The sequence below is a fragment of the Fundidesulfovibrio sp. YSD1 genome (assembly GCF_055397115.1).
In genome coordinates, this window is record NZ_AP043666.1 from 2,215,022 (window position 1) to 2,238,822 (window position 23,801).

Genomic DNA, 23,801 nt, shown 5'->3' on the forward strand with positions numbered 1-23,801 from the left:
GCGGCACTCCGGGGGATGAAGGGGAGGTGGCGCGCGCCGCCTCCCCGCGAACGCTACTGCGCGGCCGGAGCCTTTTCGGCGGCCTTGGCCTTGCGGGCCTGGGCCTTTTCCTTGGCCTTTTCGCGCACGGCCGAGAAGTCTTCCTTGGTCAGGTAGCCCTTCTGGGCGGAGTCCATCTTGGCCCAGCGGGCCTCGGCGCGCTTCTGGGAGGCGGCCAGGAATTCTTCCTTGGTCACCTTGCCGTCGCCGTTGGCGTCGAGCATCTTGAAGCCCTTGTCGCCCTTGGGCTGGGCGTCGTCCTGGGCCGCGGCGAAACCAGCCAGGCCCAGCACCAGAACCATGACGGACACGAAAGCGAGAACGCGCTTCATGAGGCACTCCTTGCGAATGTTTACGCGTTTATAGGAATCCGGACCGGGCATGTCCAGAAAAAGCAGCACCACCAGGGGGATTATCTGGCGCGCTTGATGGCCGCCTTCGACTTGCCGAAGAAATACGCCACCACCACGAAGGTCACCAGCGGCGAGAACCAGTGCGGGATGTGCGCCCCGAAGCCGTCCAGCATCATGATCGCGCCCAGCACCAGCACCGAGTACATGGCCCCGTTTTTCAGGTAGAGGTACTTCTTGATGGTCTCCACGTTGCGCACTGTGAGCTCGCGCACCACGAAGGCCCCCAGCCCGTTGCCCAGGAGGATCAGCGGCACGGACATGGTGAAGGCGAACGCGCCCAGCACCCCGTCGATGGAGAAGGTGGCGTCGATGACCTCGAGGTAGAGGATCTTGGCTATGTCCGAGCGGTGCGAGTGCATGAGCTCGCGCTCGCTCTGCTCGGCGTTCTGCTTGAACCCGTGGGTGATGAAGAACGTGGTCGAGCCCACCACCGCGCCGAAGGCCAGCATGGGGTCCTTGCGCATGGCGTACCAGACCACCACCGTGAGCAGGGCCGAGGCCACGGCGTAGAACCACACCCCCTGGCGGTGCAGGAAGCGCTCGCCCGGCAGGCCGTAGTGCTTCTCCTCCATGAACACCCAGTGGAAGAAGAGCAGCACCAGGAACATCCCGCCGCCCATGAGCAGAAGCGGCGAGGAGCGGTCGATGGCCTCGATCACCCTGGGGTCGGAGGAGAAGGTGGCCGTGAGGGCCTCGAAGAGGCCGATGCCGGGCGTGACCAGCCAGACGATGAGCCAGGGCAGAAGGCCCCTGACCCCGAACACCGCGATGAGGATGCCCCAGACCAGAAACCAGCGCCGGTACTTGGGGCGCATGGTGGAGAGCACTTCCGCGTTGATGATCGCGTTGTCGATGGAGCTGACCGTTTCGAACAGGCAGAGCCCGGCGATGGTCAGGGTCGCGGTGAAGATGTCCATGGGGCAGAGCGCTAGCGCATGGAGAGGGTTACGACAAGAATGGAAGCGCCTGGTGCTCGGCCAGGATCTTCAGCCCGATGGCGATGAGCGTGAGCCCGCCCAGCACCTCGGCGTAGCGGCTGACCACGGAGACGTGCCCGATGCGGCAGCCTGCCACCACGCCCACGGACGTGATGGCGAAGCAGACCACGCCGATGACCAGCGCCGGGAACCAGATGGGCTCGCCCAGCACCGCGAAGGAGAGGCCCACGGCCAAGGCGTCGATGCTCGTGGCCACGGCCAGCACCAACAGTTGAGCGCCCCTGGTGGGGTCCTTGGGGGCGCAGTGCTCGCCGGCGTCCTCGCCCTTCAGGCCCTCGAAGACCATCTTGCCGCCGATCAAGGCCAAAAGCCCGAAGGCGGCCCAGTGGTCGAAGGCCTCGATGCGGGAGCGGAAGGTCAGGCCCAGAAGCCAGCCCGCCACGGGCATGGCCGCCTGGAAGAAGCCGAAGGCCGCGGCCATGCGCAGCACCTGGGCCGATTTCGCCTGGCGCAGGCAGATGCCCGTGGCCAGCGACACGGCGAAGGCGTCCATGGCCAGGGCCACGGCGATGGCCAGCAAGGTGAGGAAAGGCATTGTGGTCCTCGGAGTTGACGCGTCGCGGCGGACCGCGCGGGAAGGCGGAACCTATCAGGCGCGGCCCGATTGCTCAAGACGCGCCCGGCCCTACGGGAAGAGGGGCGGGAAAAACGCGCGCCCGCCTTCCAGGAGAAAGGCGGGCGCAGCAGCGGGAAATCAAGGGCCGGCTGCTAGTCGCGCGGTGTCCCGTGCCAGGAGACCAAGCTGAAGGGGGTGTAGTTGTTGTCGGGGTCTTCCGCGTAACGGGTGCCCAGGGGCTGGCCCTCCTCGGCGTGGCGGATGGTCCCGGGGGATCCCTTGAAGTAGACGCACTCGTTGTTGTTGCACACCAGGATCTCGCCCCACCCTGATTCGGGGGGGCCGACCCAGGCGGCGAGCTCCACGCCGCAGTGCGGGCAGCAGCGTTTTTCGGACATGACGGGCTCCTTGCGGTATCTTTGGGCGCGCTTTGCCGCGCGTGCCCCAGAAGGTAGGCACGCGGGGCCTGCTGTCAAGGCCGGCCGCCCCGCCCGGGGCGGCCGGATGGTTTGTCTTTTTTCGCTAGGGAATGATGGGGTTCAGGCTGTCGCGAACCCAGTAGAGCAGGCTGTGCTTGGCGGAGAGCTTCTCCACCATGTCGTTGAGCACGGCCTTGTCCGGGTCCTGCAGGCGGATGTAGACCATCCTGTGGCCTTCGTCCGCGTGGGAGAACGAGGTGAGCACGCTGATGATGCGCACGTCGTATTCCTTGAGGTCGTCCAGCACCCGCTTGAGCGAGCCCTCGGCGTTGGGCAGGCTGAAGGCCAGCTGCACGCCGCCCTCGGTGACGCCGGTGATCTCCACGAGCACCTTGAACACGTCGGAGTCGGTGATGATGCCCACCACCTTCAGGTTCTCGTCCACCACGGGCATGCCGCCGAAATCGTTGTTCATCATGAGCACGGCGGCCTTTTCCACGGTCTCCGAGGGCTTCACCGCCAGGGGGGCCTTGGTCATGATGTCTTTGACCTTGATCTCGGAGAGCAGGTAGTAGAGCTCGTGCATGTCCAGCGACGTGGCCTTGGAGGGCGAGGCCTCCTTGAGGTCGCGGTCCGAGACGATGCCCAGCAGCCGTCCCGAGTCGTCCACCACCGGAAGCCTGCTGATCTTGTGCTCGCGCATGAGCTTGGAGGCCTTCATCATGGAGGTCTCCGGCCCCACGGTGATCACGTCCTTGGTCATCCAGTCGCGAATAAGCATACGTTCCTCTCTTTGTTGGGCGGCGCAACCAGCCGTTTGTCATCGTTACTGAATTATTCGCCGGACGGCAACGGGGGGACGGCCTCCCGGGCCACTTGATCGCCCGCGCGCCACGGGCTAGAATCCCTTGCAAAGACACCAAACAGGACCGCTCATGCCCAAACCCCACGCGCTTGCAGTCGAAAAACTGCGCGCTACCTGCCCCGAAGGCTCCGTCCCCTACCGCGACAGCACCGAAATACCGGCCGGGGACGCTTCCACGGCCGCGTTCCAGCCGCGCGCGCTTTCCGCGCTGGAGCTCGGCATCTCGCTCACCGGCCGCGAATACAACATCTACCTGGCGGGCGACCCCTACCAGGGCCGCACCTATTTCCTCAAAAGCTTCCTGGCCCCGGTGGCGGCCAAGGCCCAAACGCCCCCGGACGTCGTCTACGTGCACAACTTCGACGACCAGGACCGCCCCACGGCCATGAAGCTCCCCCCGGGGCAGGGGCGGCGGCTCAAGGCCGACCTGGCCAAGGCCGTGGCCGCCATCCGCGAGGAGTTGCCCCTGCGCTTCGAGCAGGAGGCCCACCTGGCCCGCCGCCAGGGCCTGGCCCGCTCCTTCCAGGAAACCCGGGAGACGCTCTTCCACGAGATGGAGGAGCGCGCCCAGGACCAGGGCTTCAACCTGGAGGTGGACGACCAGGGCGGGCTCACGCTCTACCCGCTGGTGGAGGGCAAGGTCATAAGCGACGAGGACTACGAGCGCATGGACCCCGACACCCGGCGCATGCTCAAGAGCCAGGGCGACGAGGTCATGAGCGACATGGGCGGGTATCTGCGCAAGCTCTCCGCCGACGACCGCTCCTACCGCGAGGGCGAAAAGAAGCTCGACCAGGAGACCGCCGCCGAGGTGGCGGACTTCCACCTGGCCGAACTCATGGCGGCCTTCGAGACCCACGCCGAGGTCAAGGGTTTCCTCGACGAAGTGCGCGGCGACATCGTGGAGAACTACGAGAGCTTCCTGGTGAAGGACGCCCCGGCTCCCCAGCCCGGGCCCCAGCAGGACCAGGGCACCTCCGCCGACGCCCTGGCCGACCGCTACGAGGTCAACCTCTTCGTGGACAACTCCCGCTTAAGCGGCGCGCCCGTGATCATCGAGGACCACCCCAACCACGCGAACCTCCTGGGCTGCGTGGAGCGCGAGTCCGACTTCGGCGCGCTCTACACCGACCACACTCTGATCAAGGCCGGGTCCTTGCACAAAGCCCTGGGCGGTTTCCTGATCCTGCGCATCGACGACCTAGCCCACGGCGGCCAGGCCTGGGAAGGGCTCCTGCGCGCGCTGCGCTCCGGGCTGTGCCGCATCGAGGACCCCAGCGAGGGCGACCAGGTGCGCACCAGGACCATCGAGCCCCAGCCCGTGCCCCTCACGGCCAAGGTGATCCTGGTGGGCTCGGACGACGTCTACGAGATGCTCCTCTACGGCGACGAGCGCTTCCAGAAGCTCTTCAAGCTGAAGGCCCACCTGCAGGACCACATCCCGCGCACGGCCGAAAACGAGCTGCGCCTACTCGGGCTCATGGGCAACATCATCCGCGAGAGCGGGCTCAAGCCCTTCGGGCGCGCGGCCCTGGCCGGGCTCGTGGAGCACGCCTCCACCCTCTGCGACGACCAGACCAAGCTCACGCTTCGCCTGCCCCTCTTGCGCGAGCTCATGTGCGAGGCCTCGGCCCTGGCGGGCAACCGGGGCCTGGACGCCGTGGACGGGGCCACCCTGCGCGCCGCGCGCGACGCCAGGGTGTTTAGGGCCAACCTGCTGGAGGAGGAGTTCTTGGCCGAGTACGACAGGGAGATCATCAAGGTGGCCACCACCGGCTCGGCCGTGGGCCGGGCCAACGGGCTCTCGGTGCGCTCCTACGGCGACCTGGCCTTCGGCCTGCCGCACCAGATCGCCTGCACCGTGGGCGTGGGCCACGGCGGCATCCTGGACCTGGAGCGCGAGGCCGAACTCGGCGGGCCCATCCACACCAAGGGCATGATGATCCTGAAGAGCTACCTGATCAGCCAGTTCGCCCAGGACAAGCCCCTCGTGCTCACAGGCAGCCTCTGCTTCGAGCAGAGCTACGCCGAGGTGGAGGGCGACTCCGCCTCCGGGGCCGAGCTGGCCGCGCTCCTCTCCGCGCTCTCGGGCGCGCCCATCGACCTCTCGCTCGCCTTCACCGGCGCGGTGAGCTCCTCGGGCGCGATCATGGCCGTGGGCGGGGTGAACCAGAAGATCGAGGGCTTCTTCGAGGTCTGCCGCCGCAGGGGGCTCACGGGCAAGCAGGGGGTGCTCATCCCCAAGGACAACGCCGTGAACCTGATGCTCAAGGAGGACGTGCTCCAGGCGGTCAGGCAGGGCCTGTTCTCGGTGCATCCGGTGACGCACATCGAGGAGGCCATGGAGCTGCTCACGGGCAAGCCCGCCGGGCGCAGGGGCAAGGCCGGCAAGTACCCCAAGGGCTCGACCTTCGGGCTCGTGGACGAGCGCATCCTCGCGCTGGCCTCCCTGGCCAGGCAGTGGCAGATGAACGCGCCGCGCTAGCGACCCGTTTTTGATAACATGAACATGTTTTCAAAATTCAAATAATTGGTTTCGGCTGGTTCCTGCTCCGGCACGGACCCAAAGCACGGAGACGACCATGTCCAAGGCCTGGATAGTCGAGAAACTGCCCGAGTTCGTGCGCGACATGCTGCGCGACTTCTGCCTTTCGGCGGACATCCTGGAGAGCCAGTTCACCATGTTCGACCAGACCAACCAGGTCAGCTTCGAGGTCTTCCACGACCTGGTTGGCGAGGAGATGAACAAGGGCCTGCTCTGGAGGCTCAAGGACACCGCGCACCACCTCTTCCGCAACGACGGCAAGGAGGGCCTCTCCGGGCAGTTCCTGGACTGGTGCGTCGGCTACATCTTCCACGAGACCATGAAGCTCAAGGAGGACGCCTACCAGCAGCAGAACTACGGCCCCTGGTTCCGCGACCTCATGGACCGCGAGCTGCCCGATTCCGAGCACGTGGTCTCGCGCGAGCTCTTCCAGGTGGTGCTCCAGACCAACGAGTCCATCCGGCGCGAGATCGCCAGGGTGCGCTTCTTCTTCGGCAAGTGCCGCCTGCTCCTGGTGGAGTACCTGCGCGGCCAGGACGAGAACCCGCTCCTCGGGCGCTTCCTGTTCGACCAGAACCCGCTGGTGCGCAAGATCTTCGGCCAGGACTACGACGCGCTCATCGCGGCCATCTACGGCGACCAGCCCGAGATGATGTTCGTGGCCGCCTCCCAGAGCCTCAGGCAGGGCGGCTGGATGACCCACGCAGAGGAGGCCGCGCGCCGGGCTTTTGCCGTCAACCCCTCGAATCCGCGTGTGTTGCGGGAAAAACAAATCGTTGATACCTGGAGCGAGAGAATCAAGGCCTGATCCCGCTTGCAAGCCCCACCAGCGCCTTTTCCCCAAGGAGGACCCACCGGCATGACCCTGATGCACCTCAACCGTACCATGCCCCGCCTTCGCATGGAGAACCCGGACAAGCCGGAACTCTACCGCGAGCTTTTCCCATATACGAAGGTCTGCCGCGTGGCCTTCGACGATACCATCGCCATGCCCCGCCCGGCCGAGAAGATGTTCATCACGGACACCACCTTCCGTGACGGCCAGCAGGCCAGGCCGCCCTACACGGTGAAGCAGATCGCGCGCATCTTCGAGCTTCTGCACAAGCTGGGCGGGCAGTCCGGGCTGATCAGGGCCAGCGAGTTCTTCCTGTACTCCGAGAAGGACCGCAAGGCCGTGGAAGCCTGCCGGAACATGGACTTCCGCTTCCCCGAGATCACCGGCTGGATCAGGGCCAACAAGAACGACCTGAAGCTCGTCAAGGAGATGGGCATCAAGGAGACCGGCATGCTCACGTCGGTCTCGGACTACCACATCCACCTGAAGCTGGGCAAAGACCGCGAGCACGCCCTGGCCAGCTACCTCGAAGTGGTGGACCAGGCTCTGGAGTGGGGCATCATCCCCCGCTGCCACTTCGAGGACCTGACCCGAGCCGACATCTGGGGCTTCTGCCTGCCGTTCGCCCAGAAGCTCATGGAGCGCTCGCGCCAGGCCGGCGTGCCCGTGAAGATCCGCCTGTGCGACACCATGGGCTACGGCGTGCCCTACGCGGGCGCGGCCCTGCCGCGCAGCGTGGCCAAGCTGGTGCGCGCCTTCACCGACGAGGCTGAGGTGCCCAGCGAATGGCTGGAGTGGCACGGCCACAACGACTTCCACAAGGTGCTGGTCAACGCGGCCACGGCCTGGCTCTCGGGCTGCTCCGGGGCCAACGGCACGCTCCTGGGCTTCGGCGAGCGCACGGGCAACGCGCCCCTGGAGGCCCTGGTGGTCGAGTACATCTCGCTCACCGGCGAGGACGACGCGGCCAACACCGAGGTCATTTCCGAGATCGCCCGCTACTTCGAGGACGAGCTCGGCTACGCCATCCCGCCCAACTACCCCTTCGCGGGCCGCGACTTCAACGCCACCTCGGCGGGCATCCACGTGGACGGCCTGGCCAAGAACGAAGAGATCTACAACATCTTCGACACCCACAAGATCCTGGGCCGCCCCGTGCCCATCATCATCACGGACAAGTCCGGCAAGGCGGGCGTGAGCTACTGGATCAACCACACCCTGGGCCTGGCGGGCGACGACAAGGTCGACAAGCGCCACCCGGCCGTGGACAAGATCTACAACAAGATCATGAAGGCCTACGAGGCCGGGCGCAACACGTCCTTCTCCAACCAGGAGATGCGCGCCCTGGTGAAGCGCTACATGCCCGAGCTCTTCGTGTCCGAGTTCGACCACCTGAAGAAGGTGGCCCACACCCTGGCCGCGCAACTGGTGCTCAAGCTGGCCGAGGAACCCTGCATCCGCCAGCTCGTCACCGAGGACGCCTCCTACTGCATGGAGCGCTTCCTGGGCGAGTACCCGTTCATCCAGTTCATGTACCTGACCGACACCGAGGGCAGGCTGGTGGCCCGCAAGGTGGCCAACCCGGCCGACCGGCCCAAGTTCGCGACCATGGTGGAGGGCATCGACCTCTCCGGGCGCGAGTGGTTCATCAAGCCCATGGAGAACGGCAAGCTGCACATCACCGACTTCTACACCTCCACCTTCACGGGCAAGCTCTGCCTCACGGTGTCCCTGCCCGTGGCCGACGAGCGCGACGAAGTCCGGGGCGTGCTCGGCGCGGACATCCGCTTCGAGGAGCTCATGAAGCGCCAGAACGAACTGGGCTATGAGAGCGATCTGGTCGAGATGGAGTGAGAAGCCCTTCGCCCTCCCGCTCGGGCTGATGGCGGTGATCCTGGCGCTTTCCGCGCTGGGGTTCGCCCGCTTCGAGGCGGGCATGCAGCCCGAGCCGGTGGGGTTCTTCGAGGGGCTGTGGTGGGCCATGGTCACCCTGTTCACGGTGGGCTACGGCGACTTCGCGCCCCGCACCGTGCCGGGGAGGCTCCTGGGCATGGCGGTCATGGCCAGCGGCATCGGGTTGGTGTCCACCATCACGGGCTCCATGGCCTCGGCCATGGTGGAACGTCGTTTCAAGAAAAGGCGGGGGCTCTTGCCGGTGAAAGCCGAAGGCCACGTGCTGGTGATGGGCTGGAACGGCCACGGGGCCACGTTCCTGGAGCGGCTCAGGCGCAGGCCCGAGTTCGCCCGGGCTCCGGTGGTGCTGGCGGCCGACATGGAGCCCGCCGCCTTCGAGCAGCTGGCCGAGGCCCTTGGGCTTGGCCCAGACCTCTCCTTCGTGCGCGGCAACCCGGCCCACCGGGCCACGCTTGAGCGCGCCAACCCCGCCAAGGCCCGCATCGCCTACATTCTGGCCTCCGAGGGTGCCGACCCCGAGGAGGCCGACAACGCCAGCGTGCTCACGGCCCTGACCTTCCGGGGCCTGGCCCCGCGCGTGACCCTCTACGCCGAATCCCTGCGCGAATCGAGCCGCGAGCACCTGCTGCGCGCGGGCGCGACCAGGGTCATGGACCGCGAGGACCTGGCCGGAAAGGCTCTGGCCTTCATGGCCGCGCACCCCGTGATGCACGACCTGCTGGGCAGATTGCTCTCGGGCGGGGCGGAGGGCGGCTCGCTCGTGCGCTTCAAGCCGCTCACCGCCGAGGAAAAGGCCATGCGCTGGCCTGACCTGGTGCGCGTGAGCATGGAGCGCGGGGGCGAATTGCCCCTGGCCGTGTGCAGGCTGCCGCGCGAGCTGCGCCTCTCGGACGTGCTGGACGCTTCCCAGGCGCTGGACGCCTACATCATGGAGCTCTTCCAGGCCGCCGGGCGCGACGCGGCCGTGGGCAGGCAGGGCCACAGGGTGGTGCTCAACCCCGGCCCCGGGGAGGACCTCTCCGGCTACGACGGGGTCCTCTTCATGGACCGCGCGCCATGAGCCAGGTGCGCTGGGAATCCATAAGCCTCTTCGAGAGGCTGGACGGCCGCGAGGCCGGGCTGGCCAAGGCGCTCTTCGCCCTGCGCTCCTACCCGGCGGGCACGGTGGTGGTGGCCGAGGGCGAGCCCGGCCGGGAGATGTTCGTGCTGGTCTCGGGCAGGGTGCGCGTGGTCAAGTCCATGCTCCTGCCCGGGCTGGACGCGGAGGCCCTGGGCACGCGCGACGCCCGCAAGGTGCTGGCCACGCTCACCGGGGAGAACTGCCCCGTGTTCGGCGAGATGAGCCTGGTGTCGGACTGCCCCCGCTCGGCCACGGTGGAGGCCCTGGCCGAGTCCTCGTTCCTCGTGGCGGACCGCGACGCCTTCTTCTCCCTGGCGGCGCGCGAGCCCGCGCTCGGCTGCAAGCTCCTGACCGCGCTGTGCGCGCGCCTGGCGGACATGGTGCGCTCCTCCAACTCCGAGGTGGTCAAGCTGACCACCGCCCTGGCCCTGCTGCTGGCCGACAAGCGTTGACCATGGCCTCCCCGCCCGATCCCACCCTGACCCACAAGCTCCTGGCCAAGGCGCTCGGCGTCACCGTGACCACCATCAAGAGCTACCGGCGCAAGTTCCCGGAGTTCTGGCGCGTGGCCAGCCAGGGCAGGCCCATGCGCTTCGCGCCGGATTCCCTGGAACTGTGCAGGCGCATCAAGCACCACTTCGGGCGCGGGCTCTCCGTGGAGGCCGTGCGCGCCCGCCTGTCGGAGGAGTTCGAGGCCGCGCCCCCGCCCGAGGTTCCTGCCGCGCGGACGGGGGCCGCGCCGCTCCCGCCCCGCGATCCCCAGCCCGACGCGCTTGCGCGCATGGAGCACCTGATGGAGGGGCTTTTCTCGCTCCAGAACAGGACGCACTCCCTGCTGGCCGAGCTGGTGGCCAAGCTGGACACCCTGGCCGACCGCATGGCCGAGGCTGGGCCGGCGGCGGCCGCGCCGCGCGCGCCCGCCCCCAGGCCTTCCGCCGCCCAGGCTCGGAGGGTCGAGCGCCCCCGCCTGGACAAGGCCGTGACAACGGCGCTCGGCGAGCCCGCCCCGTTGCCCGGCGGCGAACGGCCTCCGGCGGCGCTTCTGGACCTGCCGGTGGCCGTGCTTTCGGCAGACGGGGAATTTTTGGGGGTCACGGTTCCGGGTTCGGGCGCCCTGAACCTCGCGCGCTTCGAGCGCCACCTCGCCGGGCTCGGCGGGCCGGGGCGCACGGCGCGCTGGACCCGCGACGGGGGGGAGTGGGAACTCACCGTGGAGGCGGGCGGCCAGGCCAGGCAGTACCGCTTCCTCCAGGCCGCGACCCCGCGCGGCAACACGGTGGCCCGGCTGGCCTCGCTCACGGTGGACGGCGAGCGCGCCACCGAGGCCGCACTCCAGGCCTTCCTGCGCCTGGTCAAGGACGCCTTCGCGCGCTGACCCGCCTTTTCCCGGGTCTGCACGCGGCTGCATCGCGTCGCGCACGCGGAGCCCGTGGGAGCCGTGGGGTCAGTTGCGCCCGGGGCGTGTGGGCGCGTACTCGCGGCAGTAGTCCGCCGCGTCCAGCACCACCTTCATGGTGGCCTCCCCGGCCACTCCCCGCACGATCTCCATGAGCACGGCCTCGTCCGGAAGCTCCGCCGGACGCTCCCAGCCCATGGCCGCGATGCGCGCCTTCATGAGCGTGCGCGCGGGCTCGCCGCCCTTCTCCAAGGCGAACTCCATCACGAAACCCAGGTTGGCCCCGGCCTTTTCGAACGCGGCGCGGTCCCGGGCCGCGAACACCCGCGTGCCCGACGTCTTGCGCACCAGGGCGTCCAGGTCGAAGATGCCCGTGACCCGGGCCATGGTCACGCCGTCGCGCGGATACGAGGTCCAGGTGACGGTGGAGAAGAAGGGGTAGGCCGTGAAGATTTCCGCCAGGGTGCGCGCGGGGTCGGCGGGGATGCGCGTGCGCTTCAGGCGCTCCTCGGGCGGGGGCGCGCAGGCGCACAGGAGAAGGGCCAGGGCGGCGAGCAGGGCGGGGATGACGCGCGGAGAACGGGCAAGGGGGCTCGAGCGCGCGGCTTCGCCGCGCCGTTCGCCCGGTTCGCGGGGGCGCGAGGCAGGGGAAGCCTCCGGCGGCCAAAAGGCTTCGCCCTTTGGATACCCCGGTGGGACGCGCGGAGCGCGCCCGGTCGCGTGAGCCTCGTGGGTCATGCCCGGGCGATACCCCGGCGCGGGGCGCTCCGCAAGGGTGTCAGTCGGGCGAATTGAACGTGCCGCAATTCTCGCAGGAAAAGCCGTAGAACCGGGCCTCGCCGTCCACCACCTCCACCTCCACGTGGTTCATGTGCCCGCACTTCTCGCACTGGATGAGGGCCACGCCCGCCACCGGGTCGTACATGCACTCATCGCCGCGAATGACCACCGTCTGCGTGAACTGGTCCATGCTCATGGGCTGGGTCCTCCTGGAAGATTCGAGGCCATCCTACACGAGGCCGGCCGGGGCGCGCAACAGTGGGAGAAGAAGAGTCTAGAAAAGAAGCCTGACCCCGGCCACCAGGGCCATCCCGGCCAGCACCGGGCCGAAGAACCCCTTGAAGCGCCAGGCCAGAAAGCCCGTGAGCAGCGCGGCCCAGAAGAAGACGTTGTCCGCGCTCAGGTGAAGCCGCCCGCCGTCCAGGAGCACCGACTGCGCCAGAAGCGCGCCCAGCACCGCCGGGGGCACAACCGAGAGGAAGCGCCGCAAGGGCTCGGGCATGGGCCGCGAGGAGAAGAAAAGCGCCGGGACGAGCCTGGGGATGTACGTCACGGCCATCATGCCGAGGATGGTCAGAAAGATCGTGCCTTGGTCCATGGTGAGTCCTTTGGCGGGCCAACCGCGCCGCCGCGAATCGGCGAGTTCGCCTCCCGCCGGGCAGTTGTCCGCGCGTTCTTTGCGCCCGGAGGCCGGGAGCCGGGGCGACGCCTACCGGCCGGCCTGGGCGCCCTTGGCGCGCGTCCAGGGCGTGAGCGAGGCCACCCCGGCGGCAACCACGGCCGCCGTGAGCACGGCCCAGGGCGCGGCCGGGGTCTGGGAGAGGACAAGGGCCAGCCCCGCACCCAGCACGGCTGCCAGCACGTGCGCCGGGCTAAGAAGCTGCCCAACCAGGAGCACCGCGAACATGGCGGGCAGGGCGAAATCGAGCCCGAGCGGCTTCACGTCCGGAACGAACCCGCCGGCCACCGCGCCCGCGACGCTGCCCGCCACCCAGGCCGAGTGGGTCAGGGCGTTGATGGCCAGGGTCTTCGTCACGGATCGTTGCTGATTGTTGAACCTGGTGGCGTGCAGGGCGAAGGTCTCGTCCGTCAGCTGGTAGCAGAAGCGCGCGATGCGCCGCCTGGGCCAGCCCGCAAGGTAGGGCGAGAGCGCGGCCGAGAAGAGCAGATGGCGCAGGTTCACGATGAACGTCGTGGCGATCACGGACAAGGGCGGCGCGCCCGCGCCGATCATGTCCACGCCGATGAGCTGGGCAGAGCCCGCGAAGACCAGCACGGACATGAGCCCGGTGTTGGCCAGCGACAGCCCGGCCTTCACGGCCAGCACGCCGTAGGCGAAGCCCACGGGCAGGTATCCGAGCACGATGGGCAGGGCCTGGCTCAGGGCCGAGCGTTCCTGGCGAGGGGTTTCAGGCATCCGGCGTGGCTACTCCCAAGCCGTGGGAGGGTCAAGGGTGAAGCCAGCGAAGCTAAATGACGGGTCCGGGGCGGACACCCGCCCCCGGCTGGTCCAGGGCAAGTACCTCGCGCGGCAAGGCTGGCGATCCGCACGGACTTGGTGTATGGAAATTACAAATTTGGAGAATCACAGTGAAAAGCGAGATCGTCACCACCTGCACCCGGGACTGCCCCAGCGCCTGCGGCCTCGTGGCCTGCGTGGAGGGCGGCCGCGTCACGGGGTTGCGCGGCAACCCCGCGCACCCGGTCAACAAGGGCGGGTGTTGCGTCAAGATGAAGGACTATCTGCGCCGGGTGCACAGCCCGGAGCGCGTGCTCTCCCCCATGCTGCGCGAGGGCTCCTCCTGGCGGCCCATCGGCTGGGGCCAGGCCCTGGACCTGCTTGCGGACAGGCTCAAGGACGCCGTGGCCCGGTCCGGCCCCGAGTCCGTCCTGCACTACCAGGGCTACGGCGAGCGCACGGCGCTCAAGCTCCTTAACGCCCGCTTCTACGCGCTCCTGGGCGGGGTCACCGGGCTTGCCGGGTCGCTGTGCAGCGGCACGGCCTTCGCGGCCATGGCCCGGGACTTCGGCGGGCGCGTGTCCCACGACCCGCTCGACCACCTGAACGCCAGCACCGTCGTGCTCTGGGGCCGCAACCCGGCGGCCACCCAGTTCGGCTTGACGCGCATCCTGGCCAAGGTGCGCAAGGACGGCGGGCGCATCTGGCTCGTCGACCCCGTGGCCAGCGAGAGCCTGGCGCTCTGCGACCGCTACGTCCAGGTAAGGCCCGGCGCGGACGTTCACCTGGCCCTCGGGGCCATCCGGGCCGCCCTGGAGAACGGCTGGGAGGACAGGAAATTCATCGCCTCGCGCACCGAGGGCTTCGAGGGTTTGCGGCAGCTGGCCTTTTCGAGCACCGTGGCCGGGCACGCCCAGTTGGCCGGGGTGGACCCGGGCGTGCCCGCAACCCTGGCCAAGGCGCTCTGCCGCGAGACCCCGGCCGCGATCCTGCTCGGCTGGGGCCTGCACCGCCACGTGCACGCGGACATTGGCGTGCGGGCCATCGACGCGCTCTGCGCCGTAAGCGGCAACATCGGCGTGCCCGGCGGCGGCGTGAGCCAGGGCTTCGAGGAGTACGGCCCCTACGACCAGTCCGTCTGGGGCGAGGACCTCCACCCGCCCAGGCGCAAACTCTCCATGGCGCGCATCGCCGAAGGCCTGGAGGGCGCTTCCGATCCGCCCGTGCGCGTGATGGTGGTCAGCGCGGCCAACCCCGCGTGCATGGCCCCGGACAGCGACGCCGTGGCCCGGGCAGTGGCCTCGCGGGAGTTCGTAGCCTACATGGGCCACTTCATGGACGACACGGCGAGGCTTTCGCACCTGTTTCTGCCCTGCGCCACCTTCCTGGAGGAGGACGACGTGGCGGCCTCCTACGGCCACCACTACGTGGGGCCGGTGAACAAGGCCATGGAACCCCTGGGCCTGTGCCGCTCCCAGTTCGACATCTACCAGGACCTGGCCCGGCGCTTCCCCTTCGCGGGGGAGTACGTGAAGCCCCTCGAGCAGTGGCTGGAGGTCATCTGCAAGCCGCTCCTGGACAAGGGGTTCACCCTGGACGACATCCGGCGCGGCCCCCTGCGCGACCCGGACGCGCCCATGGTCCCCTGGGCGCAGGGCGCGTTCCCGACTCCCTCGGGCCGCTTCCGCTTCCTGGGCTCGGACGGCGAGGCCCTGCCCCAGGCCCGGGCCGGGGGCGACGGCGGCTACCCCCTGCGCCTTCTCACCACGGGCAGCCCCGCGCACCTCTGCTCGGAGCTGACCCTGGCCGAGCATACCCCCCTGGCCGAGGCCCGCGTACACCCGGACACCGGGCGCTCCATGGGTCTCCTGGACGACGCCCCGGCGTGGCTCGAGAGCGAGCTCGGGCGCGTGAAGGTGCTGGCCGTGTTCGACCCGCGCCAGCGCCGCGACGTATGCCTGTGCCGCAGGGGCGGCTGGATAGCGGCCGGGCACGGCGTCAACCGGGTGGTGCCCGCGCGCGAGAGCGCGCTCGGGCGCGGGACGCCCTTCTACGAAACCCGTGTGAAGCTCGCTCCGTCCGAAGAGTGAGCCGGGCGTGAGCCCCGCCCCGTCCGTCCAGGTTGACAGGGCAGGGCGCGGGCACTAGCTAGGGCCTTCGCGCAAAACTACCCGGAGGCCTCATGCTCCCCATTCCCGTCACTGTCCTCACCGGCTACCTCGGAGCCGGGAAAACGACCCTTCTCAACCGCGTGCTCACCGAAAACCACGGCAAGCGGTACGCGGTGATCGTCAACGAATTCGGCGAGGTGGGCATCGACAACGAGCTCGTGGCCCACACCGACGAGGAAGTCTTCGAGATGAACAACGGCTGCGTCTGCTGCACCGTGCGCGGGGACCTGATCCGCGTGGTGGGCGGGCTCATCCGGCGCAAGGGCCGCCTGGACGGCATGCTCATCGAGACCACGGGCCTGGCCGACCCGGCCCCCGTGATCCAGACCTTCTTCCTGGACCAGGAGACCCGGGAGCGCGCCGCCCTGGACGCGGTGATCACCCTGGTGGACGCGAGGCACTTCGAGTCCCAGCTGGCCGCGAGCGAGCAGGCCAGGGAGCAGGTGGTCTTCGCGGACGCCGTGATCGTGAACAAGGCCGACCTGGTGGACGAGGAGGGGCTTTCGCGGGCCCTCGAGGCCGTGCGCAAGCTGAACCCCAGGGCCGAGGTCATGACCGCCGAGCGCTGCGCCGTGCCCCTGGACAAGGTGCTCGGCCGGGGCTCCTTCGACTTGGCCAAGCTCCTGGACGTTGAGCCGGACCTCCTGGACGAGGACGCCCACGAGCACTCCCACGACCACGTGGGCTCGGTGTCCATAACGGCCGAGCGTCCCATCGACTTCGAGAAATTCAAGGCCTGGATCGGCGGCTACCTGAACACCCACGGCCAGAGCGTGCTGCGCTGCAAGGGCATCCTGGACGTGCCCGGCGAGAACCAGCGCCTGGTGTTCCAGGGCGTGCACATGCTCCTGGAGATGGGCTTCGGCCAGCCCTGGAAGGAAGGGGAGAAGCGCGTGAGCAAGGCCGTGTTCATCGGCAAGGGCCTGGACACCCTGGCCCTCCAGATCGCCTTCCGCGACTGCCAGGTGCGCGTATGAACGTCCCCGAGATCGTCTCCCCGGGCCTCAGGCAGTGGCGGCTGGACGCCTACATCGAGCAGGCCGCCTTCTCGGCCGACGCGGGCAGCGCCGCCTTCGCGCTCTCGGACGGCCGCCTGGCCGTGGTCTCGCTGCCCGGCGGCGGGGCCGAGTTCTTTACCGTGCACCAGGGCTCGTGCCTGAGCGTGGCCGCGCACCCGTCCGGGGGCTGGATCACCGGGGGCGACGACGGGCTCGTGGCTTACGTGTCGCCCTCGGGCGAGACGGCCGAGGTCACCCGGGCCAAGGGGGCCTGGGTGGAGCACATGGCAACGAGCGCCGACGGGACCATCCTGGCCGCGTCGCTCGGGCGCGAGGTGGCCGTGCTGGACCTGGCCGCCGGGTCCATGGCCGTGCTCGGCCCGCATTCGGCGACCGTCTCGGGATTGGCCGTGAGCCCGGCGGGCGGCGTGCTCGCGGTGACGCGCCCGGGCGGGGTGTCGCTTTGGGACCTGGAGGACTCGTCCAGGCCAGTGGAGCTCGACCTGCCGGGGCTTAGCCTCGCGCCCGCGTTCTCGCCGGACGCCTCCTACCTGGCGCTGGGGCACCAGGAAAAGGCCGTGAACATCATCGAACTCGAGACCCGCAAGGTCTTCGGGCTCTCCGGGCTTCCGGCCAAGCCGGGCAGCCTGGCCTGGGCCCACGACGGCTCGCACCTGCTGCACAGCGGCACCAAGGCCGTGGTCTGCTGGCCCGTGCCCGGGTGCTTCCAGGAGAACCCGCTGCCCGTGGCCTTCGCCGTGCGCGAGGACACGCGCATGACCGCGCTCTCGGCCAACCCGCGCATCCCCTTCGCGGCCTGCGGCTTCGACGACGGGACCCTGCTCCTGGCCGAGCTCAAGCGCTTCGCCGCCTACCACCTGGACGCGGAGCCGGGCAGCCCGGTCACCGCCGTGCGCTGGAGCGGCCAGGGCCTGCACCTGGCCTGCGCCATGGAGGACGGCCGCGCGTTCGTCCTGGACCTCGGCGAGATGCTCTCGGCCGGATGACCAACGGAGGACCCCTCATGCGCCTGCTCGCCCTGCTCACGCTCGCCCTTGCCCTGTCCGCGGCCCCGGCCCTGGCCGGGGACTTCGACGCGGTGAAGGCCCGGCTCGTCGCCGACGGCGTGCCCCAGGCCGACGTCTCGGCCGCGTTCGCCAAGCCCGGCGTGGCCTTCACGCCCACGCCCATGGGCACCAAGCTCCTGGAGATGTACACCAAGAAGTACGGCTCGGACGTGGTCCGCGAGCTCCAGACCCGGCTTTCGGCCCTGGGCTACTACTTCGGCCAGGTGACGGGGCGGCCGGATTTCGTGTTCCGCAACGGCGTGCGGGCCTTCCAGCGCGACCACAACCTGCCCGAGGACGGCCGTCCGAGCCCGGACCTCCTCGCCCTGGCCCGCCAGGAGCGCGCCAAGGCCCCGGCCGAGACGTCCGCCACGCTCAAGGCCCTGGCCGACAAGGGCCCGCCGGACATGTACGAGGTGATCCTCAAGCCCGAGCGCCTGGCCGAGGCCAAGGAGTTCTTCCAGGCCAACCAGGCCGTGCTGGAGGAGGTCCGCCAGCGCTACGGCGTGCCGCCCACGGTCACGGTTGGGCTTCTCACGGTGGAGACGCGCGTGGGCAAGTTCCTGGGCGACAACCTGGCCTTGAACAACCTGGCCAGCATGGCCGCCTGCACCAGCGCGGCCAAGGTCATGGCCTCGCTCGCGGGCGAGAACGTCACCCCGGACCGCCGGGCCTGGCTGGACGCCCAGGCCGCGGACAAGGCCTCCTGGGCCTACAAGGAACTCCGGGCGCTCATGAAGTACGCGCGCGACAACGGCCTGGACCCGGCCGCCATGCCCGGGTCCATCTACGGGGCCATCGGCGTGAGCCAGTTCATGCCCACGAGCATCCTGCACTTCGGGCGAGACGGCGACGGCGACGGCCGGGTGGACATCTTCGCCGTGCGCGACGCCGTGAACTCCATGGGCAACTATCTCCGCCAGCACGGGTTCACCGGCAACCTGGAGGACGAATCCACCCTGCGCGACGCGCTCTTCCGCTACAACCACTCCCAGACCTACGTGAACACCATCATGGCGGTCTCGCACTACCTCAAGGGAGGCCCCGCCCTGCCCTGACAGGGGGGAGTTCCTGAGCCCCGCCGGGCATTTGCGGGAAACACGCATTGCGGTGGGGATGCGGTAGCGGATAATGTCGGGGTGAAGCCCTCTCCAGGCTGCAATCCGTACTCGCGGGAAGCTTCGATGATCAAGCGCATCCCCCTGGAAAGCCTCAAGCCCGGCATGTTCGTCAGTTCCTTCGACCTGTCGTGGTTCAGGCATCCTTTCCTGAGCACGCGGCTCGGGGTGGTGCGCGACCAGGGCCTCATCGAGGAGCTCAAGCGCCTCGGGGTGAGCCACGTGGAAGTGGACACCTCCCACCACGGGGCCGGCGAGGAAGCCCCGCCCATGGCCGGGGACGCCGGGCTCGCGCCTGTCCACGCCGCCTTGCGCATGCCTCCCTGCCCCCCCGCGTCCGACCTCGCGAGGACCGCCCGCTTCGCGCGCAAGCTCCACGCCCAGGCCATGGACGTCACCAGGAGCCTCATCGAGAGCGTCTCCAGGGGCGAGCGCGTCCCCTTGGACGAGATCACTCCGCTGGTCTCCAGGCTCGTGGACGTGGCCAAGAGCAACGAAAACGTGCTGCACGTGCTTTTGTCACTCAAATCGTATGACGATTACACATACACGCACTGCCTGAACCTGGCTGCCCTGTCGGTGTTTCTCGGCAGTTCCCTGGAACTCGAACACGAGGACCTGGAGCAGGTGGGCCTGGCGGGCATCCTGCACGACGTGGGCAAGTGCCTGCTGCCCAGGGGGATCGTCTCCAAGCCCGGCCCGCTCACGGACGAGGAGTTCGAGAGCATGAAGCTCCACCCTCGCCTGGGCCACGACCACCTGCGCCGGGGCGGGGGCGTGCCGGAGCCCGCGCTCCGGGCCGTGCTCGAGCACCACGAGCGCCTGGACGGCACGGGCTACCCCGCGGGGCTCTCGGGCGGGGACATCCATTGCCTGAGCTCCATCGTCAGCGTGGTGGACATCTACGACGCCCTGACCTCGGATCGCGTCTACCGGGCCAGGATATCGCCCCCCATGGCCCTGCGCACGCTCTTCGGGCTGCGCGGCAAGGCCTTCCCGGAGCAGTTGGTGGACGTCTTCATCAAGAACCTCGGCATCTATCCCGCCTTCAGCGTGGTGCAGCTGCGCAACGGCTGCTACGCCTGGGTCACGCGCCAGACCCCGGGCAAGCCGCTCTACCCCGAGGTGCTGGTCTTCTGCGACCGCGACCGCAGGCCCGTGACCAGGCGGCGCGTGGACACCTGGCGGCTCTGCGGCGAGCTGGGGCGCAGGGAATTCGAGATAGAGCGGCCCGTGGAGCCGGACGAAGTGGACGTCCATCCGGCTTCCGGGCTGTTCTGAGGCCGGGGCGCGACGTGGCCGCCACCAAAGTGATTCCGGCGGGAAAGCTGCGCCCGGGGATGTTCGTCGCGCGCATCGACCTCTCCTGGTTCGACCACCCCTTCCTCTCCTCGCGCATCGGCCTGGTCAAGGACGAACAGACCATCGAGCGGCTCAAGGCCTATGGCGTGGGCACGGTGGAGATCGACCTCTCCAAGGGCCTGGACGTGGAGCCCGAACCGGCCGCGCCGCTTCCGCCCGAGGAACCCCCCGCGCCGCGAGAGCCCGAACCTCCCAGGGACCCCGTCCCCACGGCCGTGCCCCCTCCCTCGGACCAGAAGAACACCCTGCGCTTCGCTCGCAAGCTCTTCGGCCACGCGGTGCACTGCGCCAGGCGTGTGCTGGGCTCGGCGGAGGAGGGGCGCGGGCTGGAGCTGGAGGAGGCCAGGCGGCTGGTGGGCAGGCTCGTCTCCACCGTGAACGCCAACGGCAGCGTGCTGCGGCTGCTCTCCGTGCTCAAGGCGTATGACGAATACACATACACCCACTGCGTCAACGTGGCCTCCATGGGCGTGCTCTTCGGCAAGCATCTGGGCCTGCCCGACGGCCAGCTCCAGGAGCTCGGGCTCGCCGGGCTGCTGCACGACGTGGGCAAGTGCCTGCTGCCGCAGGAGCTGGTGAACAAGCCCGGCGCGCTCACCGACGCCGAGTACGCGGCCATGAAGCGGCACACGGTGCTCGGCTGGGAGTACGTGAAGAACCACCCGGGCATCGCCGAGTGCGTGGCCAGGGGCATCCTCGAGCACCACGAACGCCTTGACGGCAGCGGCTATCCGGGCAATCTCAAGGGCGCACAGATCGGCGGAATCTCGCGCATCCTCTCGGTGCTGGACGTCTACGACGCGCTGACCAGCGACAGGGTCTACCGCGTGCGCCTGAGCCCGCACCGGGCGCTTCGGACCCTCTACGAGAGCAGGGGCGGCGCCTTCGCGGCGGGCGTGCTGGACCGGTTCATCTCCTGCGTGGGCGTGTACCCGCCCTCGAGCGTGGTCCAATTGCGCAACGGCTGCTACGCCGTGGTGGTGGGGCACAACGAGATGCAGCCCCTGCAGCCCGACGTGGTGGTGTTCAGGGGGCCGGACAAGATGCCGGTGAAGCCGCGTAGGGTGTCCATCCTGCGTATGGAAGGCATAGGGCGGGGTTCGGGGTACGAGATCGTCAGGCACGTGGAGCCTGCGGAGATGCCCCCGCCGGACGAGGGCATCTGGCTGTGAACCGGCGGGGGGGCCGGCGCTGATGGGCAACCAGACGGAAGGGGCGCAGCCGCGCAGGATGCGCGGCCCGGGCTACCAGGTGGATTTCAGGACGGGGCAGCCCTGCCTGGTCCAGTTCTCCATGAACGGGCAGAAGTACAAGTCCGTGGTCATCGGCGTGGAGCAGTACTCCTTCGTCATCGCCCGGCTGCCCCTGGTGCCCGGCATCCAGAACCACCTGCGCCCCGGCGGCGAGGTGGTGGTCAGGCTCCGCGACGGCGGCACGGTCTACGCGTTCACCTCGGTCATCCTCTCCTTCGTGCTCAAACCAGCGCCGCTCCTGGTCTTCGCCTACCCGCCCAACGTGGAGGGCCTGCAGTACCGCGAGCACAAGCGCACCCGCTGCCTGCTGCCCGCCGAGGTGGCCAACGGCTACTTCCGCACCCCCGGCATGGTCACGGACATAAGCCTCGGCGGGTGCAGGGTCATCGTGGACTGGAAGGACAAGGGCAAGGTCTTCAACATGATGACCGGCGACCAGCTCACGCTGCGCATGTTCCTGGACATGGACGAGGCGGCCACGGTGGCGGCCACGCTCATGAACTTCAAGGAGCTCAAGCGCCACTACACCCTGGGACTGCGCTTCGACGGCGAGGAGAGGCAGAAGGGCCTGGCGCACTTCATCGGCAGGCTCGAGGGGGCCTGGGCCGCCATCGACGAGTTGCCCGGCACAGACTGACGGGCGTTGCCAAAAAAGCTCGGGAGAGGTAACTGGGAAGGCTCAATTTCCTCCCCGGAGCCGCCATGTCCCAGTTGCGATCAGTGCTCGACGCCGTCAAGGGCCGCCTGAAGCTCCCCGAGTGCTGCGTCTGGCGCGAGCGCCTGGACAAGGCCTCCCTGAAGGCGGACCTGATCGCCGGGCTCACCGGGGCCGTCATCGTGCTGCCCCAGGGCGTGGCCTTCGCCCTGGTGGCCGGGCTGCCCCCGGAATACGGCCTGTACACGGCCATCGTGCCGACCATCCTGGCCGCGCTCTTCGGCTCCAGCCACCACCTGATCTCCGGGCCCACCACGGCCATCTCCATCGTGGTCTTCGCCAACATCTCGGTCATGGCCGAACCGTTCAGCCCGGCCTACGTGGGGCTCGCGCTCTCGCTCACGCTGCTCGCCGGGGCCTTTCAGCTGATGCTCGGCGTTGCCCGCATGGGCGGGCTGATCAACTTCGTGTCCCAGGCAGTGATGACGGGCTTCACGGCGGGCGCGGCCGTGCTCATCGCGCTCGGGCAGATGAGCCACCTCCTGGGCGTGCCCTTGCCCCGGGGCGGCGTGGGCGCGCTTTTAGGCGCGCTGCCCGGGGCGGCGGCCAGGGCCAACCCGGCCTCGCTGGCCGTGGGCCTGACCGCGCTCGGCGTGGCGCTCTACTTCCGCAAGCGCCATCCGCGCCTGCCCGGGCTCCTCTTCGCCATGGTGGCGGCCAGCGCCCTGGCCTGGGCCCTGGGCGGCGAGGCCGAGGGCCTGGCCATGGCCGGGGCGTTGCCGGGCGGGCTGCCGCCGCTCTCCTGGCCGCTGGCCGGGCTCAGTTCGGCGGGCGACCTGGTGCCGGGCGCGCTGGCGGTTGCCATGCTGGGGCTGGCCGAGGCCGTGGCCATTGCCCGCGCCGTGGCCGCCCGCACGGGCCAGAAGCTCGACAACAACCAGGAGTTCATCGGCCAGGGCCTCTCCAACATGGCGGGCAGCTTCTTCTCGGCCTACGCCTCGTCCGGGTCGTTCACGCGCACCGGGGTGAACGTGCAGGCCGGGGCCAAGACGCCCATGGCAGCAGTGTTCTCGGCCGTGGCCGTGGCCCTGTGCGTGCTGCTGGTGGCCCCGCTCACGGCGCACCTGCCCATGGCCGCCGTGGCCGGGGCGCTCCTGGTGGTGGCGGGGGGGCTCATCCACGTGCGCGACATCGAGCGCGTGGTGCGCACCAGCAACCAGGAGTCCCTGGTCATGGGCGTCACCGCCGTGTCGTGCCTGGCCGTCAACCTGGAGTTCGCCCTGTTCGCTGGCGTCATGCTCTCGCTGCTCTTCTACCTGAACCGCACCTCGCACCCGCACTTCATCACCCTGGCCCCGGAGGTGGCGGGCAACAAGCGCCACCTCTCCAACGTGGCGGGCAGGGACCTGCCCGAGTGCCCCCAGGTGAAGATCCTGCGCCTGGACGGCTCCATCTTCTTCGGGGCCGTGAGCCACATCTCCGAGGAACTGGACCAGATCCTGTCCGGGTCGCGACAGCAGAAGCACGTGATCCTGGTGGCCAGCGGCGTGAACTTCATCGACGTCACGGGCTGCGAGATGGTCTTCCGCCAGGAGTCCAGCCTGGAGAAGGAAGGCCGCAAGCTCTACCTCTGCTCGCTCAAGCAGGAGGTCCTGGACACCCTGCGCCGGGGCGGGTGCATGCAGGGCCTGGGGCGCGACCAGGTGTTCAAGAGCAAGGCAGAGGCGCTTCGAGAGGTGCTCAAGCATATAGATTATTCAATCTGCTGCCGCTGCACGGTGAAGGTCTTCAGGGAATGCCAGGCCATAAGCGACGGATACTGCCCGCTGGAATAGCCC

23 protein-coding genes are annotated in these 23,801 nt (G+C 69.0%); 14 read left to right on the top strand and 9 right to left on the bottom strand.

Translation table 11 applies throughout. From position 1 onward, the window contains the following. Positions 1–53 precede the first annotated feature (53 nt). From ACZ5V4_RS10365 to ACZ5V4_RS10385, 5 genes are all read right to left on the bottom strand, one after another. On the bottom strand, positions 54–371 hold the full coding sequence (locus ACZ5V4_RS10365) for an EF-hand domain-containing protein (RefSeq protein WP_464314779.1): 318 nt from the start codon (positions 369–371) through the stop codon (positions 54–56). An 80-nt stretch (positions 372–451) separates the two neighbouring features. Next, the gene (locus tag ACZ5V4_RS10370) at positions 452–1,369 is read right to left on the bottom strand and encodes a DUF475 domain-containing protein (protein ID WP_464314780.1); all 918 of its coding nucleotides are present in this window, start codon (positions 1,367–1,369) and stop codon (positions 452–454) included. Between the two features lie 28 nt (positions 1,370–1,397). Continuing rightward, positions 1,398–1,985 (bottom strand): manganese efflux pump MntP, encoded by a 588-nt coding sequence (locus ACZ5V4_RS10375; RefSeq protein ID WP_464314781.1) that lies wholly within the window; start codon positions 1,983–1,985, stop codon positions 1,398–1,400. 173 nt (positions 1,986–2,158) lie between these two features. Continuing rightward, complete coding sequence (locus tag ACZ5V4_RS10380; protein WP_464314782.1) at positions 2,159–2,404, bottom strand: hypothetical protein; 246 nt, start codon at positions 2,402–2,404, stop codon at positions 2,159–2,161. A 124-nt stretch (positions 2,405–2,528) separates the two neighbouring features. Continuing rightward, entirely contained in the window at positions 2,529–3,206 is a 678-nt protein-coding gene (locus ACZ5V4_RS10385) for a CBS and ACT domain-containing protein (RefSeq protein WP_464314783.1), read from the bottom strand. A 154-nt stretch (positions 3,207–3,360) separates the two neighbouring features. On the opposite strand from ACZ5V4_RS10385, the gene ACZ5V4_RS10390 reads away from it, so the two are divergent. The 6 genes from ACZ5V4_RS10390 (at position 3,361) to ACZ5V4_RS10415 (ending at position 11,079) form a co-directional block, all read left to right on the top strand. Further along, positions 3,361–5,775 (top strand): Lon protease family protein, encoded by a 2,415-nt coding sequence (locus tag ACZ5V4_RS10390; RefSeq protein ID WP_464314784.1) that lies wholly within the window; start codon positions 3,361–3,363, stop codon positions 5,773–5,775. A 97-nt stretch (positions 5,776–5,872) separates the two neighbouring features. Beyond that, positions 5,873–6,643, top strand: a complete 771-nt coding sequence (locus tag ACZ5V4_RS10395) for a hypothetical protein (RefSeq protein ID WP_464314785.1) — start codon at positions 5,873–5,875, stop codon at positions 6,641–6,643. A gap of 51 nt (positions 6,644–6,694) precedes the next feature. Further along, positions 6,695–8,524 carry a triose-phosphate isomerase gene (locus ACZ5V4_RS10400; protein WP_464314786.1) on the top strand — a complete coding sequence of 610 codons (1,830 nt, stop codon included), beginning with the start codon at positions 6,695–6,697 and terminating at the stop codon, positions 8,522–8,524. Next, complete coding sequence (locus ACZ5V4_RS10405; protein WP_464314787.1) at positions 8,496–9,644, top strand: potassium channel family protein; 1,149 nt, start codon at positions 8,496–8,498, stop codon at positions 9,642–9,644. The genes ACZ5V4_RS10400 and ACZ5V4_RS10405 overlap by 29 nt, the downstream gene beginning before the upstream one ends. Then, on the top strand, positions 9,641–10,156 hold the full coding sequence (locus ACZ5V4_RS10410; protein WP_464314788.1) for a cyclic nucleotide-binding domain-containing protein: 516 nt from the start codon (positions 9,641–9,643) through the stop codon (positions 10,154–10,156). Before ACZ5V4_RS10405 ends, ACZ5V4_RS10410 begins: the two co-directional genes overlap by 4 nt. Positions 10,157–10,158: 2 nt before the next feature. Further along, on the top strand, positions 10,159–11,079 hold the full coding sequence (locus ACZ5V4_RS10415; protein ID WP_464314789.1) for a MerR family transcriptional regulator: 921 nt from the start codon (positions 10,159–10,161) through the stop codon (positions 11,077–11,079). Positions 11,080–11,148: 69 nt separating this feature from the next. On the opposite strand, the gene ACZ5V4_RS10420 is transcribed toward ACZ5V4_RS10415, so the two are convergent. The 4 genes from ACZ5V4_RS10420 to ACZ5V4_RS10435 all read right to left on the bottom strand — a co-directional run bounded on the left by ACZ5V4_RS10420 (position 11,149) and on the right by ACZ5V4_RS10435 (position 13,297). Then, positions 11,149–11,838, bottom strand: coding sequence for a hypothetical protein (locus ACZ5V4_RS10420; protein ID WP_464314790.1), 690 nt, complete (start codon positions 11,836–11,838; stop codon positions 11,149–11,151). 40 nt (positions 11,839–11,878) lie between these two features. Next, positions 11,879–12,076, bottom strand: coding sequence for a hypothetical protein (locus ACZ5V4_RS10425; RefSeq protein WP_464314791.1), 198 nt, complete (start codon positions 12,074–12,076; stop codon positions 11,879–11,881). 78 nt (positions 12,077–12,154) lie between these two features. Next, positions 12,155–12,478, bottom strand: coding sequence for an AzlD domain-containing protein (locus ACZ5V4_RS10430; RefSeq protein ID WP_464314792.1), 324 nt, complete (start codon positions 12,476–12,478; stop codon positions 12,155–12,157). A gap of 111 nt (positions 12,479–12,589) precedes the next feature. Beyond that, on the bottom strand, positions 12,590–13,297 hold the full coding sequence (locus ACZ5V4_RS10435) for an AzlC family ABC transporter permease (RefSeq protein WP_464314793.1): 708 nt from the start codon (positions 13,295–13,297) through the stop codon (positions 12,590–12,592). A 173-nt stretch (positions 13,298–13,470) separates the two neighbouring features. On the opposite strand from ACZ5V4_RS10435, the gene ACZ5V4_RS10440 reads away from it, so the two are divergent. The 8 genes from ACZ5V4_RS10440 to ACZ5V4_RS10475 all read left to right on the top strand — a co-directional run bounded on the left by ACZ5V4_RS10440 (position 13,471) and on the right by ACZ5V4_RS10475 (position 23,798). After that, the gene (locus ACZ5V4_RS10440) at positions 13,471–15,429 is read left to right on the top strand and encodes a molybdopterin-dependent oxidoreductase (protein WP_464314794.1); all 1,959 of its coding nucleotides are present in this window, start codon (positions 13,471–13,473) and stop codon (positions 15,427–15,429) included. Positions 15,430–15,521: 92 nt separating this feature from the next. After that, on the top strand, positions 15,522–16,487 hold the full coding sequence (locus tag ACZ5V4_RS10445; protein WP_464314795.1) for a CobW family GTP-binding protein: 966 nt from the start codon (positions 15,522–15,524) through the stop codon (positions 16,485–16,487). Then, positions 16,484–17,515, top strand: a complete 1,032-nt coding sequence (locus ACZ5V4_RS10450) for a WD40 repeat domain-containing protein (RefSeq protein ID WP_464314796.1) — start codon at positions 16,484–16,486, stop codon at positions 17,513–17,515. The genes ACZ5V4_RS10445 and ACZ5V4_RS10450 overlap by 4 nt, the downstream gene beginning before the upstream one ends. Positions 17,516–17,532: 17 nt before the next feature. Then, complete coding sequence (locus tag ACZ5V4_RS10455; protein WP_464314797.1) at positions 17,533–18,633, top strand: lytic murein transglycosylase; 1,101 nt, start codon at positions 17,533–17,535, stop codon at positions 18,631–18,633. 126 nt (positions 18,634–18,759) lie between these two features. Further along, on the top strand, positions 18,760–19,974 hold the full coding sequence (locus ACZ5V4_RS10460; RefSeq protein WP_464314798.1) for an HD-GYP domain-containing protein: 1,215 nt from the start codon (positions 18,760–18,762) through the stop codon (positions 19,972–19,974). Between the two features lie 14 nt (positions 19,975–19,988). Further along, positions 19,989–21,227 carry an HD-GYP domain-containing protein gene (locus ACZ5V4_RS10465; protein WP_464314799.1) on the top strand — a complete coding sequence of 413 codons (1,239 nt, stop codon included), beginning with the start codon at positions 19,989–19,991 and terminating at the stop codon, positions 21,225–21,227. Positions 21,228–21,249: 22 nt separating this feature from the next. Next, positions 21,250–21,945: a flagellar brake protein gene (locus tag ACZ5V4_RS10470; protein ID WP_464314800.1), complete on the top strand. Its 696-nt coding sequence runs from the start codon at positions 21,250–21,252 to the stop codon at positions 21,943–21,945. A gap of 65 nt (positions 21,946–22,010) precedes the next feature. Beyond that, a complete protein-coding gene (locus tag ACZ5V4_RS10475; protein WP_464314801.1) occupies positions 22,011–23,798 on the top strand; it encodes a SulP family inorganic anion transporter in 1,788 nt (595 codons plus the stop codon). The last annotated feature ends 3 nt before the right edge of the window (positions 23,799–23,801 follow it).